The organism is Phnomibacter ginsenosidimutans (assembly GCF_009740285.1).
Classification (GTDB): Bacteria; Bacteroidota; Bacteroidia; order Chitinophagales; family Chitinophagaceae; genus Phnomibacter; species Phnomibacter ginsenosidimutans.
The window spans coordinates 3863537-3877087 of the sequence record NZ_CP046566.1 but is presented as its reverse complement, the minus strand read 5'-3'; the positions used below and the strand labels follow the sequence as shown (position 1 = coordinate 3877087).

Here is a 13551-nt window from a genome sequence, read left to right as displayed (position 1 = left end):
CTGAGCAGCCATTCGGGGCTGTATGCTGGTTGCAAAAGCTATTGGCTAAGCACTATTTCGGAAAATGCTACGCAGGATTATTGGCCTCTGCTGAAGGAGTAGTGTTTTCGTTGAGCTTGCCTTCTTTGCGCAACCATTCTATTACCAACCGGGCCTGATTGTAGCTCACATGGTCGCCGAGAATTTGCCGCACTTCGGCTGCTTGTGTAGTGCCGGTGTCTTGTTGTACTTCGGCAATTTGCTGAAACAATGCTTCGGTTATGAGTACAGCTTTATCGATACTGCCATCCAACACGTAAGGGAGCAAATGCCCTTCGATGGTGCCGGGCTGCAAACCACGGGCAGCGGCTATTTCGGCCACGCTCATGCCTTGCTGCAACAGTTGCAGACTTTGCACCTGCGTAGGAATTTTTGCTGCTGGGGTGTCGGTTTTTTCTTTGCGCTGGCGTTTCGGCGTTTTGTCGGTGATGTGGCTGCTCAGGTCATGGGCTTCGCAATAGGCTACAATGAGTGCCAGAAAATCGGTTCCGTATTGCTCCACTTTTTGCTTGCCAAAACCAGAGATGAGCAAAAGCTCTTTTTCGTTTTGGGGTAAATAAGTCACCAGTTCGATGAGCGTACTCAGGTTGGCTACCATGTAGGCAGGTTTGCCTTCGTCGGCACAAATCTGGTCACGTAGTTGTTTTACCTGCTGAAACAGCTGCGGATGCGGCACATCAGCATAAGCATGTTGTCGCTTGGTGACGGTGTACGCTTGCCCAATTACTTCTTTAATGTTGATGGTAGACTTGGCCCTCAACAAAGCATGTGTATCGTAGCCTTTGTGGCAGGCCTGCATGTATAGTTGCCATTGGGTGGCGGCTTTCAGTGCTTCGGCCAGCAATGCTTCAAATTCTTCTGCCAGCTCTTTGCTGTCTGTTACAGCAGGCTGTTCCCGTATGCTTTTGATGATGCCATCGAGCTGTGCCCCAAACCAATCAGCCGCTTTTTGGATGCGGTCTTGTAGCGGCACATGTGTTTCAAAACTTTCTGCATAACCCTGTGTGAGTTGTGCTAGTTGTTGTTGAAACTTATTGGAAGTGTCTGCCAGCTGTTGTATTTGTGCCTGCCAGTTTTTTATCCAGCTGTCCGCTGCTTCGCCATAAGCACCAGCATGGTTGTTGATGACGGAAGCCAAGGCTGCAGCGGCTTTTTGCAAAGGCAATGCATCGAAGGCCCGTTGCAACAGTTGTAATTGAAAACGGTTTCGACTGGCTGCAAATGCTTGTTGCAATTGTAGTGCCGTTCCTGCGGTGGCCGCATATTGCTGCACCCGTCCATCTACTTTTACAGCTTGTGGCGGTACGGGTGTACGCAGTACCATCCCTTCCAGTGTTTTGCATCGGCTGAGGGCTACATATACCTGCCCGGCCGAAAATGATTTGGCTGCATCAATAATGGCATGCTCAAACGTAAGGCCCTGACTTTTGTGAATGGTGACAGCCCAAGCCAATCGCAATGGGTATTGGGTGAATGAACCAATCTCTTTTTCCTCTACTTGCTGCAAAGTTTTGTTGAGGCTGTACTGCACATTGCGCCAAACTTCCCGTTGTACGCTAATGGGTTTGTCATCGCCCTTGCAATGCACTTCAATCCGTTCATCATCCAATGCGGTGACAATGCCAATTTTGCCATTGAAATAGCGTTTGCTTACGGTGTCATTTTTCAGAAACATAACCTGTGCTCCTTTTTTGAGCTGCAGGGTTTGCTCCGCCGGAAAATTCTTTTCCGAAAATTCACCGTCTATATCGGCCTCGTAGTTATGCAATGAACCTGGCAATGCTTCCAGCGCCTGATTGTTGATGCTGTCGGCTGTGGCGTTGTGTGTAGTCAGTGTGATGTAATCTTTATCGGCGGGTATGCGGAAATGCGGTTCGTAGCGGCTGTTGAGGAGCTGCAAACCTTCTTCAGTCAATTGATTATTCCGCACCTCATTCAGTAGCTGTATAAAATGCGCATCGCTTTGGCGATAAATATGCTGCAGTTCAATGTACACAGGCATGTGCTGGCGTATCACTTCGCTGTTGAAGAAGAAGGGCCCATCATAAAACTCTTGCAGTATTTGCCAGTCTTGATCGGGTACTACAGGCGGCAGCTGAAACATGTCGCCAATGAATAGCATTTGCACCCCACCAAACGGTTGCTCGTTATGGCGAATGTGCCGCAAAATGGTATCGATAGCATCCAGTGTATCGGCCCGCACCATGCTTATTTCATCAATGATGAGCAAGTCGAGGCTGCGCATCAACTCCCGTTTGTCACGGCCATACCGCAGCCGTGCCAACAGGCTGTGTTTGTTGTTGGATTCGTCGCTGTTGGTTTTGTTGCCCGCTGGTATAAACGGCCCAAACGGCAATTGAAAAAAGAGTGAATGGTGGTGCCGCCGGCATTGATGGCCGCTACACCTGTGGGTGCCAGCACGGCATGCTGCTTGGGGCAATCTTGCCGCAGTGTTCGCAAAAATGTGGTTTTACCCGTACCTGCTTTACCCGTTAGAAAAACAGATTTGCTGGTATAGTACACATAATCTTTGGCCAGTTGTAAATGGGTGTTGGTGTGTTTTTGCATAAATATCAGTACGTGTTATTGGTTAGGCGTCGATAAATAAATCGGGGTAGAAGTTGGTATTGCCCGGCACATGTGCATAGCCGCTCAAATCTGTAATGCCATGCGATTGCAATACTTCTTCATCTATAAAGAAATTGCCTGTGCATTTATCGGACGGTTGCTGCAAAATGTGCCATGCGGCATCGGCCACAATTTGCGGAGTGCGGCTCATGTTCATGAGCATTTCGCCACCTAACAAGTTGTTGACGGCAGCCGTAGCAATGGTTGTTTTAGGCCATAATGTATTGGCAGCAATGCGGTATTGTTTGAGCTCGGCACTCAGGCCAAAAGCAATCATGCTCATGTTGTATTTGCTCATGGTGTACGACAGGTGCTTGGCAAACCATTTGGCCTCCATATTTATGGGCGGACTCAAATTGAGGATATGTGCATTGGTGCTTTTCTTGAGAAAAGGAATGGCCGACTGACACAAGAAGAAAGTGCCACGTACATTGATATCATGCATCAAATCGTAACGCTTGGGTTCCGTTTTTTCAGTTGGCAACAGGTTAATGGCACTGGCATTGTTGATGAGGATATCAATACCGCCAAAATGTTCGGCTGCTTTTGCTATGGCTTGCTGGCTGGCCGCTTCATCGCGGATGTCGAGTTGAATGGGCAGGGCTTTGCCACCGGCCTGTTCTATTTCTTCGGCAGCGCTGAAGATTGTACCACCCAGTCTTGGGTCTTCGGTTACACTTTTAGAAGCCACCACAATATTGGCGCCATCCGCAGCCAGTTTGAGGGCGATGGCCTTACCAATGCCACGGCTGGCACCGGTGATAAACACAGTTTTATTTTGAAACAACATGGCAAACAAGTTTTAAAAGATGCTAAGGAAGGAATAAAAAAGGAAGTAAAGGAGATGAAAGTATGGAAAATTGTCGTAAATTAGTGCGACAAATGACAGGATGAAGAAAAAGCCCATTCAATACGGTCAAAAAAAGGCACAGGCCATTAGCAACCTGATGCAAGAGCCCGAGGTACTGTATCAGGTAAGTACCGATGTTTTTTCGCCGGTTGCTTATGATAAGCTCCAGCATGTGTTGCAATTTACGCAGGCAGAGTGGGCGGCTATTTTGCACATCAGCGATCGTACCCTGCAGCGATACCTCAAAGATGGCAAGCCGTTTACCGGTTTTCAGGCTGAGTTGCTGCATCAGCTCAAGCGCCTCACCGAAACTGGCCTGCAAATTTTTGACAGCACAGCATCTTTTACTGATTGGCTGCGCAAAACCAAGCAGGTGCTGGGTCAGGAGTTGAGTTTTCAATCTTTACAAACCATCACGGGCGTTGGCTTACTGCAGCAAGAGCTGGGCCGTATGGCCTACGGCGTATACATATGATGCTTGTTCACCGTATTGGTCACGTTGCTTTTATTGATGATACCGAAGGTATTGGTGCCAAAAAATTTGGGGGCCGCTGGAATCCTGTCGGGATAGCCTGTTTGTATTGTAGCGAACATTTGTCGCTGGCGGTACTGGAAAAATTTGTGCATGCACAGGGCCGCAACGACATGCTGCAATTGGCCACCAGAAGCTTTGCTATTCCTGCTGCTGCTCAATTGTACAAAGTGGATACGGCCCGTTTGACCAAGGGTTGGGAAAATGATTTTGCTTACACACAATGGCTGGGCCAGCAAATACTGGAAGACACTGCCTATGCAGGGTTCATTGTACCATCGGTGATAGTGCCGGGCGAACACAATGTGGTACTCAATCCGCTATCACCGCTTTTTAAGAAAGTGGAATCTCAGCCATCGGCATTGTTTGCCATGGATAGCCGATTGCTGGCACATGTGTAATGATTACTGCAAAAGAAAAGCGATGCTTGGTGGGCATCGCTTTGTTCATTTAGTTTTCTTCAATGATTTGTTTGCTGTCAGTAGGTGGTTCTTTGGGTGCATCACCTTTCAGGTAAGTAGGCAGGTTGAGGCCGGCCATGTTGAACAGGTCGTTGAGTGGTGGCACGGTTTTCATCATACCCGAAACAAAGTTGGCAGTGGATGACTGACCGTTTTCGCTGCTGTTGCCACTGTCCCAAACCGTTATTTTATCAATCTTAATGTTCTTCACGGCTTCTACCTGTGTTTTTACCAATTCAGGCAGTTTTTCAATGAGCAACAACTGGAAGGCTTTTGTAGGATCGCCACCGGCGGCTTGCACTACCTGGTTGTATCCATCGGCCTGCTTGGTCAAAATTTCCAGCAAACCTTTTGCCTCAGCTTCCATTTTCGCAAAAATGGCATCGGCTTCGCCTTTCGCTTTTTCACGGATGCGTTCGGCTTCGGCTTGAGCTTCTATAATGGCACGTTGCTTGGCAATTTCTGCAGGAATAACAATGTTGGCAATTTGCGTAGATCGTTCTCTTTCCGAACGGGCCAATTCTGCTTTTTGTTCAGCCAGGTATGCTTCTTCCAAAGCCTTGGCTTGCTGTACTTTTTCGGCCGTGATGGCAATGCGCAAAGACTCCGCTTCTTTTTCGCGGCGCAATGCTTCGGAGTTGGCGATGGCTATCTTGGCTTCGTTTTCACCTTTGATGGCAACAGCGTTTGCTTCCGAAGTTTTTACCCGGGTATCTCTGGCCGCTTCGGCTTTACCAATGGCTTCATCTTTTACTGCAGAAGCAATACTGATTTCTTTATCCTTTTGGGTGATGGCAATTTTTACATCACGGTCGCGGTGTGTTTCTGCAATCTGCGTATCTCTTTCACGGTCGGCGAGGGCCTTACCGGTTTCACCAATCTTTTCTTGTTCTGCTACACTGATTTTTGCTTCATTGATGGCTTTGGCGGCAGCCTCTTTACCCAAGGCTTCAATGTAGCCCGATTCGTCTTTGATATCGGTTACGTTTACGTTGATCAGTTTCAAGCCAATTTTCTTGAGTTCGGTATCAACGTTTTTAGAAATGTTGTCGAGAAACTTGTCGCGGTCGCTGTTGATTTCTTCAATGGTCATGGTAGCAATCACCAGGCGCAACTGACCAAACAAAATATCTTTCGACAGCTCCTGAATTTGCTCAGGACTGAGGCCCAGCAAGCGTTCTGCAGCATTGTTCATGCTATCGGGCTCGGTAGAAATAGCAATGGTAAAACGACAAGGCACATCCACCCGGATGTTTTGCCGGCTGAGTGCATTGGTCAAATTGGCTTCAATAGAAATGGGTTTCAGATCGAGGTAAGCATAGTCTTGAATGACAGGCCATATGAAAGCGCCGCCACCATGTATACACTTGGCAGAGCTGCCGCCGGTGCGGCCATATACCACGAGAATTTTATCACTCGGGCAACGTTTGTAACGGGAGATAATGGCAGAGATGGTGATGAATGCAACTACTACGAGTATTGCAATCATGTAAACTGGTGTCATAGGTATGTGCGGTTTATAATTTCGTAACTACAAGCAGGTTATTGCCCATGATATCGGTGACTTTAACCATGGCGCCGGAGTCAATTTTTTCGCCCTGCGTAATGGCGTCGAGTTCGTGTACCGAACCATTGACGCTGATTTGTACTTTTCCCTTGCCCATGTTTTGTGCAGGAATGCTGAGGTATACTTCGCCGGTTTTACCCAGCACTTTTTGGATGTTGAACGAATTGTCTTCGGCCAGTTTTTGTACCTGCCGAATGATGGCGAAAAACAGCAACACAAACACAATGCCCACGGCTGCCGCTACTGCCACCAGCAAAGATTTGTTGCTAAAGCTTTGATAACCCGTTACGCCCATCCAGCCAAAGCCCAACAAAAAGTTGGTGAGGTTGCGCAGACTGAAGAGTTGAAATGGCGCATCGCCACCATCGAGGCTGCCGTCAAAATCGGCGGAGAGTCCATCGCTGGCATCGGTGCCGGTAAACGTCATGATGGTTTGCACCAAAAAGACAAGGCTGGCTAAAATAGCCACTACCCAAAATACTTTGAGCATCAGCTCCATGTTGCTAAAATCCATAGAACCAAATATACACAAAATAGCCGTTTGGCTGAAAGGAGAGGCGTAGCATAACTCCGTTTACGATAATGTAATAGAGAAAACTATTTTGCCAGAAATGCAGCAACTTGCTGCGCCGCTTGCTGGCGGGCATCAGCCAATACATCGTTTACAATCACGGTATCAAACTTGTGACGAAAACTCATTTCGTATTCGGCTTTGCTGAGGCGGGTATGCAGGCTTTCCGGTGTTTCCGTGCCGCGGCTTTCCAGTCGCTGCCGCAGCGCATCTACCGAAGGTGCCTGAATGAACATACTGAAACACTGACCGGGATATTGCTGTTGCACATGAATGGCGCCTTTTACATCAATATCGAGCACCGGTGTTTTGCCTTCACTCCATATGCGGGTCATTTCTGATTTGAGGGTGCCGTAGTATTTGCCTTCGTACACCATTTCCCATTCCAGAAATTCGTTGGCCTGTATTTTTTGCTTGAAGTCGGCTTCGCTAATAAAGTAGTAGTCTTTGCCATGCACTTCTGCACCACGGGGCTGACGGGTAGCAGCACTAATGCTAAAGGTGAGCGTTGGAAACTGCTCCAACAAGTATTGGGTGATGCTGGTTTTGCCCGCACCACTGGGTGCTGTAATGATGATGATTTTGCCCTGACTACTCATGATGCCGCAAATATAGCGGGGGAGCAGGTTTGGAGTTGACGAGTTTACAAGTTCACGTGTTCACAAGTTCCATTGTTCTAGAGTTTACCAATTTGAAATCGGCACTGAGTTTACCCACTCGTCAACTAATCAACCAATTAACTAGTCAACCTCTTAACCAAATCAAAACTTATTCCCCAAAAAATACGGCAATGCTGCCCGCCAGGTGGGCCAGTCGTGTTTCCATTCGGGGCCCCAAATGTTGAGGTCGTAGGTGATGCCTTTGTTGTACAGCACATCGGCAAACTCACGGGCTGCCCACGGTGCTTCGTAAGGGCCTTCGCCACTAAACATATGAATGTGATGGCTCTTGCGAATCTGATCGAGGTACCAGGGATCGTTGAGGTTGGGTAGGTAATGAGCCGGGCTGTTGAAGTATACCTGCTCGTCGTAGTAGCCGTCGGTGTATTCCATCAAGTTGTACACTCCACTCATGGCAATAACACCGCTGAATACATCAGGGCGTTTCAAAAACAGGTTCATGCTGTGCAGCGAACCAAAAGAAGCGCCACACACAATGATGGGTGTATCGGGCGAAGTATGCGTTTTAATAAACGGCACCACTTCATTAAAAATGTATTCATTCCATTGGTTGTGGCGGATGGCTTTGTGTGCCCCTTCCATGCTCTTGTTCATCCAGCTTTGTTTGTTCATGCTGTTTACGCTGAACACTTTCACCTTGCCACTGTCAACAAACGGTGCCAAATCATCGGTGAGCTGAAAACGTTCGTACTCCAAAAAATCGGCGCCGGCCGTGGGCACCAGCAGCAGGGCAAAGCCATAATGTCCGTACGTTACAATGGGCATGTCTTCGCCAAGGGCAGGGCTGTACCAGCTGGTTATTTCTCTTTGCATAAAACTGTAAAAGGTGATAGTAAAAGCGTTGAATAAAAGATGTGATGCAACTATCAGGCACTGGTTTTCTTTTTCAGTTCTTTCCACACTTCTCTGAAGCATTGTGCGGCGTAGCTGCTGGGGGCAAACCACGCCACCGGTGCCAGCTTGCTGCCCATTTTTTCTACCGTGCTCAGGTAGGGCACGTAGTTGCGCAAAAACTGTTTGTGCTTGTAGTATTTGCCAATCACTTCGTTGTGCAGGTTTTTACGAATGTCTACCATGCTGAAGAAGGCAATGAGCCTGCTGGGGTCGAGCTGGTTTTCTTCGAAAAACTGCTGCGCCATTTCGTAGGTACGAATGCTGAGCGTGGTAGGAATGGTGGGCAACACCACATAGTCGGCCGCAGCAAAAATGGCTTCGCTAAGTGGGCCAATGCCCGGAGGACAATCAATAAACAGGTAATCAAATTCGCCCTGCAGAGAACCTACAAGGCTCTTGAATTTTTTCTTCGATTGCTTGGTGCTGTCCACCAGCACATCGAGGTGACGGTTGCCAAAATCGGCGGGCAGCATCCACAGATTTTCAAACTCGGTAGCTTGAATGCTGGCATCCAACTGGCTTTCGCCGGTCAGCAGTTTTTTAATGCCGCCTTTGAGCTTTGCTTCTACACTAAAATAAAAAGATGCGGAACCCTGCGGGTCGAGATCCCAGATGAGTACTTTTTTTCCTTCTTCGGCGGCCAGATAAGCCAGATTGACACAGCCGGCTGTTTTTCCTACACCGCCTTTAATGTTGTACAAAGCAATGGTTGTCATATCCCCGATTTTTTTTCTAATGTAAACATTTCGGGGCAATCGGGGATTTTGCCCCTACCATTTGTAGCCGAGGCGCAGCACCATGCGGTTGAGCTGGTAGCGGTTGGTGGTGCGGTCCATATCGGTGGGGTTGCTGGTCATAGTCGCTTCGGTTTCGTACCACTCGGTGGTGGTTTTGCGGCTCCAGCTGAGGCCGAGCGTAAAACCATGCTGCTTTTTCGACAAAAAGGCAATGCCCGTGCCCAGCTCGGCATAGTAGCCGTTTTGATAATGGTTGATGATAGGAGAAGGCATAATGCTACTACGGAATGAGCTCCACGTCCACCACCAATTGGTTTGAGGTTCCGATTTGTCGGTTACAATGTTGAGGCCACCGCTGGCCAAGGCAAAGAGTTTGAGCTTTCGCTGGCCAAAATACCGCCGCCCCTGCAGCACTACCGGTACCGATCTGAATTTGTAATCATCCACGCCGGCACCTACACCCAGCGACCACATTTTTTTGCTCATCGTAAACTGCGTACGCCAGTCAAAAGATGGTTCGGCAGTTCCGGCTACAAAACCGGCTTCGGCAATGCCGCCGGGCTTCCAGCCTTTTAATTGTGCCAGCATGTAGAGTGGAATGAGGTTGAGGCAAAACAGCAACAAAAACAGACGCTTTTTCATATTGGATAAAATGTAACGGTAAGAAACAGGGGTTATTTGCCAATGGCCATGGAAGAGAGCAGTGTGGGCTTGCTTGGTGTACGATAATCTATGAGGTGCAGTCCGTCTTTGGCAGATACAAGTGCTATGCCATCAAGTGCTATCACATCGTAGGTAATAAGGTTTTTGAGTTGCCCCAATTGGTATACGTTGTTGGGTTGTGTGGCATCCATTACTTTCAGGCCATCTGCGCCGTCACAAATTAGCAGCAGGTTGCCATCTTTGGCCAGGCCATGGGGGTTAAACAAGGAAAATGATTTTACCAAAGAAGGCGCCATTACGTTTTCTACGTTCACTACATCCAGCTGATTGATAAAGCCACCACACTGCGTACCGTTGCGGAGTGTAACGTATGCGTATTTGCCATCAGTTACCACAGGGTCGCATACACGGGCATGGGTAAATGTGCCCTGCTTCACGGGGTTGTCTTTATTGCTGATGTCTACTATGTGCATGCCTGTAGAAGCGCCCAAAAACAATTTGTTTTGAAAGGGATAAATGGTTTCAATATCCCATGCATTTAGCGCTACTTCTTTGATGTAAGATGGCGTTTCTGGAATGGCGGTATTGAATATTTTGAGGTCGTCGTAACTAACGGTGTACAGCCGGTCGTTGCTCAATGCAAAGCGGGCCATGCTGCCACCTACGCCATTGCTTACAGAGCGGCCGCCACTGCTATTGCTTACGCTGGCAAAAGTCATAAAGTCGGCAGCTTTCATGCCCCAGCCCAGGTTGTCTACGTTTTGTACGGTTGTATCTACCCGCAGCCAGTCTACAATCACCCGGCTGCTATCGGCTACAAAACTGCCATAGTAACGGTGCGGAAAAACGCCTTCCAATAGCTTGGTGATTTTGGTATTCAACGGGTCACTGATATCAATGGCTACGAGGTCTACATCCAGATCGGCGTAAAGGGTGTTGCCTCTCACGGCCAAATCCACGCAACCGGGAATGGCTACGAAACTCACCAGTTTGGGTTTGGTCACGTCCTTTATATCTATGATGTGAACGCCCTTGTCGAGTTCGTTGAGAAATACATAGCCATCTTTGTAAAACAACTTGCCGGGGTTTTGGATGGAACGGGGTGTGCTGCTTTTGACTTCGCTGCGAACGGTAGCTTTTGTTTTATACACAGGCCGGTAGTACACGTAGGTACTCGTCACTTTGTCTTTTACACAACCTGTAAGCAGCAGCACAGCAGCCATGCCAGCCAGCAATATTTTTCTCAGCATCATGGTAGTGGTTTTTGTATAAGTATGAAACGTCATTGTGATGAAGCGTTGCATGGTTTTAAATTTTTTTTGAACCAAGAAGACGCAGGGGATTCCAATAGTTGGCAGTTTGCAGGACTTGTGTTTGCTTTTTTGAACCACCAACAAAGGATGCACAAAGGAACTTTACTAATTAACCAATCACCTAATTAGCTAATCAACCAGTCACCCAATCAACTTCCCCCTACTTCCGTAGCCACAGCATGTTGTACTGCAGCTGAATGTTGAGCAGGCCACGATTGTCGGTTTTGAAGGCCGATCGCAAGGGCAGTTGCACAGCAGGCACCATTTGATGAATGAATCTTTTGCTTTGCCATTGGTACACCAGTCCTAGCCGTAGCTGTGGTTGCCAACCATAGGCTTTGCTGGTCACGTCGTTTGTATTGCTGGTGCTGGCAAAATTTTGCGATAGTGTGGCCACGCTTTGTTTTTCCCGCAGTTGAAGCAGCCACTGATTATTGAGTCCGCCTTGCAGCCAAATGCCTTCTTGTTTGCCCAACAATTTCCACTCCAGCAGCATGGGCACTTGCAGCGTAAGCATGCGGTATTGTTGGTCGCTGGTGCTGGTAAGTGCCCGGTTGTACAAGCTACCACTGGGTAAAATACTGTCAGCAAAAACGGAAGTACTTACCTGCCAGTTTTGCAAGCCTGCGCCAAGGCCTGTGCTGAAAGCCCAACGCTTGCCCATGGGTTTGCGCAGTAGCCAACCAGCATTAAAATATTGTCCGTTTTTTTCGGTGCGGCTGCTCACATACCGCACATTGCCGGGGTTGTTGCTGCTGAAATCTGCCGCTGCTTTTGCGGTGCCAAAAAGGCTGGTGGTTTGGCTCAGGCGGGTGCTGCCCAAAGCAGCCCACCAACCTGTTTGCCATTTGTGGGTTGTGTTGTTGCGAGGAGTGGGTGTAAATAATTTTTCATTCACCCATGGCCATGGGGCATGGCTCACGGGTAGCAGCTTCATGGTTGTGCTATGAATGCTTTCTGTCAATCGATGTTCGGCTTCTTCATCTGCTTGTTCGGTTACAACATTGCTTTTGGGCGATGCGGTATCTGCGGGAATGCTGTTGATTTGTACAACATCCTGCGCTGTAGTTTTTTCTGCTGCTGTTGTAAGTGCCGACTTGGAATTTGATTTTTTGCCGTTTGCTGTTTCAGTGATTGTCTCTGCATCAATACCTGATGGTTGTTTTTCTTTGATTGCCTGTCCTGTTGAAAGCTGTCTCTCCAAAATCAATCCATTTCTGTTTTGATTGCCTACTTTCCGCTCTTTATTATTGCCTATTGCTTCCTTCGTTATTGCCTTTCTATCATTGCCCATTATTTCATTGCTTGTACCCTCCTCATTATTGCCTATTGCCTTCTCTGATTTCGCCTTTCCATCATTGCCCGTTACATCATTGCCTACTACCTTCTCAGTTATTGCCTTTCCCTCATTGCCCATGGCCCTCACCATCGGTTCTCTTCCTTCTCTTGCTGCGCCGCTGGGTTCTTTGGCCAGGTAAATGGCGCCACTAATGAGCAAGGCCGCCAGTGGCAACCACCACCAAATGATGCGGCGGCGTTTGGCCGGGTGCAGGGCAGCATGTATCTGCTGCCAGTCGCTGGCGGGTGGCTGTATGCGCAGCGCATCCAGCTGTTGCTGCATGTGTTCCTCAAAGGTGTTATCGGCTGGCATAGCTCTGTTTTTTTGCGGTGATAGAATCATTGATCATGCCGGCCAGCTGTCGGCGGGCCCGCAGGTACTGGCTGCGGCTGGTGCCCTCGCTGATGCCCAGCAGTTGTGCTATTTCCACATGGCTGTAGCCCTCAATGGCATGCAGGTTGAAAATGGTTTGATAGCCGGCGGGCAGTTGGCGAATGAGATCGGCCAGTTGGCGGGCTTCCAGTTTTTCTACCGGTGTGTGCACGGTATCGCTGGCAAAATCTTCTGCAATGGCTTCTTCCTGCACCCACTGCATGTGGCGGCGGTCGCGGAGCCAGTTCAGGGCCGTGTTCACCATAATGCGGCGAATCCATGCCCCGAGGTCACCATCGCCTTTCCATTGCTGCAGGTTGGTAAATACCTTGATGAAACCCTCCTGCAACACATCGCTGGCTTCATCGGCCTGGCGGGTATAGCGATAGCACACCCCCATCATTTGGGGCGCATAGGTATCGTACAGCTGCTTTTGGGCAGCAGCACGGTTGCGCAGGCAGTCGGCCACCAGTTGTGCAGTAGGGGTGCGGTGCATGATGTGCTGGGTTGACACCAGGCCGGCAAAGGTCGTTGCATGGAGGGGAAAAAAGTTGAGCAGTTGGGAGACGGGAGACCGAAAGTCAGAAAGACCGAAAGTCAAGTTACAGATATCAGCACACTAAAAAATATCATCCACTTTCCGCAGATAGTGTCGGTTACACAGGGGAAGGCGTGGGCTAGGCCATCCCGATGGCTATCGGGAGCCCGGAGGGATCGTGTTGGCCTTGATTTTTTTGGTTCTTTTTGCATCAAGGCAAAAAGAAAAGTGACTAAGGAAAGAGCCTCCAAAATCATTTTGGACTAATGAAATGCATGCCTGTACAACTAAGCATTTATTCTACATTTATTGGGAATTTTTCAAGTCAAGTATGTTTCGTTTTCTGATTATATCTACAGCCATCCTT

14 protein-coding genes are annotated in these 13551 nt (G+C 48.5%); 2 read left to right on the top strand and 12 right to left on the bottom strand.

Annotated elements, in window-relative coordinates; translation table 11 throughout:
- Positions 1–67: 67 nt before the first annotated feature.
- From GLV81_RS21435 to GLV81_RS16715, 3 genes are read right to left on the bottom strand one after another with little or no spacing between them, the layout of a single operon-like run.
- Positions 68–2323, bottom strand: coding sequence for a helix-turn-helix domain-containing protein (locus tag GLV81_RS21435; RefSeq protein WP_157479888.1), 2256 nt, complete (start codon positions 2321–2323; stop codon positions 68–70).
- The gene (locus GLV81_RS21430) at positions 2284–2607 is read right to left on the bottom strand and encodes a DEAD/DEAH box helicase family protein (protein WP_157479887.1); all 324 of its coding nucleotides are present in this window, start codon (positions 2605–2607) and stop codon (positions 2284–2286) included. The genes GLV81_RS21435 and GLV81_RS21430 overlap by 40 nt, the downstream gene beginning before the upstream one ends.
- A 22-nt stretch (positions 2608–2629) precedes the next feature.
- Positions 2630–3457, bottom strand: coding sequence for an SDR family oxidoreductase (locus GLV81_RS16715; protein ID WP_157479886.1), 828 nt, complete (start codon positions 3455–3457; stop codon positions 2630–2632).
- Between the two features lie 100 nt (positions 3458–3557).
- Here GLV81_RS16715 and parS point away from each other — a divergent pair, with 100 nt between their 5' ends.
- Positions 3558–3992, top strand: coding sequence for a type II RES/Xre toxin-antitoxin system antitoxin (parS, locus tag GLV81_RS16710; protein WP_157479885.1), 435 nt, complete (start codon positions 3558–3560; stop codon positions 3990–3992).
- Entirely contained in the window at positions 3989–4450 is a 462-nt protein-coding gene (locus GLV81_RS16705) for an RES family NAD+ phosphorylase (protein WP_157479884.1), read from the top strand. The genes parS and GLV81_RS16705 overlap by 4 nt, the downstream gene beginning before the upstream one ends.
- A gap of 49 nt (positions 4451–4499) precedes the next feature.
- Here the strand turns inward: GLV81_RS16705 and GLV81_RS16700 are convergent, their stop codons facing one another.
- The 9 genes from GLV81_RS16700 to GLV81_RS16660 form a co-directional block, all read right to left on the bottom strand.
- A complete protein-coding gene (locus GLV81_RS16700) occupies positions 4500–5999 on the bottom strand; it encodes a flotillin family protein (RefSeq protein ID WP_246186096.1) in 1500 nt (499 codons plus the stop codon).
- A gap of 28 nt (positions 6000–6027) precedes the next feature.
- Positions 6028–6591 carry an NfeD family protein gene (locus tag GLV81_RS16695; RefSeq protein WP_157479882.1) on the bottom strand — a complete coding sequence of 188 codons (564 nt, stop codon included), beginning with the start codon at positions 6589–6591 and terminating at the stop codon, positions 6028–6030.
- A gap of 83 nt (positions 6592–6674) precedes the next feature.
- Positions 6675–7247: a guanylate kinase gene (gmk, locus tag GLV81_RS16690; protein ID WP_157479881.1), complete on the bottom strand. Its 573-nt coding sequence runs from the start codon at positions 7245–7247 to the stop codon at positions 6675–6677.
- Positions 7248–7409: 162 nt separating this feature from the next.
- Positions 7410–8141 carry an esterase family protein gene (locus tag GLV81_RS16685; protein WP_157479880.1) on the bottom strand — a complete coding sequence of 244 codons (732 nt, stop codon included), beginning with the start codon at positions 8139–8141 and terminating at the stop codon, positions 7410–7412.
- Positions 8142–8194: 53 nt separating this feature from the next.
- Positions 8195–8938, bottom strand: a complete 744-nt coding sequence (locus GLV81_RS16680; protein WP_157479879.1) for a ParA family protein — start codon at positions 8936–8938, stop codon at positions 8195–8197.
- Positions 8939–8992: 54 nt separating this feature from the next.
- Complete coding sequence (locus GLV81_RS16675; protein WP_157479878.1) at positions 8993–9601, bottom strand: hypothetical protein; 609 nt, start codon at positions 9599–9601, stop codon at positions 8993–8995.
- A 32-nt stretch (positions 9602–9633) separates the two neighbouring features.
- A complete protein-coding gene (locus GLV81_RS16670; RefSeq protein ID WP_157479877.1) occupies positions 9634–10926 on the bottom strand; it encodes an LVIVD repeat-containing protein in 1293 nt (430 codons plus the stop codon).
- 169 nt (positions 10927–11095) lie between these two features.
- Positions 11096–12586, bottom strand: a complete 1491-nt coding sequence (locus tag GLV81_RS16665; RefSeq protein ID WP_197428664.1) for an outer membrane beta-barrel protein — start codon at positions 12584–12586, stop codon at positions 11096–11098.
- Positions 12573–13142, bottom strand: coding sequence for an RNA polymerase sigma factor (locus GLV81_RS16660; protein ID WP_157479875.1), 570 nt, complete (start codon positions 13140–13142; stop codon positions 12573–12575). The genes GLV81_RS16665 and GLV81_RS16660 overlap by 14 nt, the downstream gene beginning before the upstream one ends.
- Positions 13143–13551 lie beyond the last annotated feature (409 nt).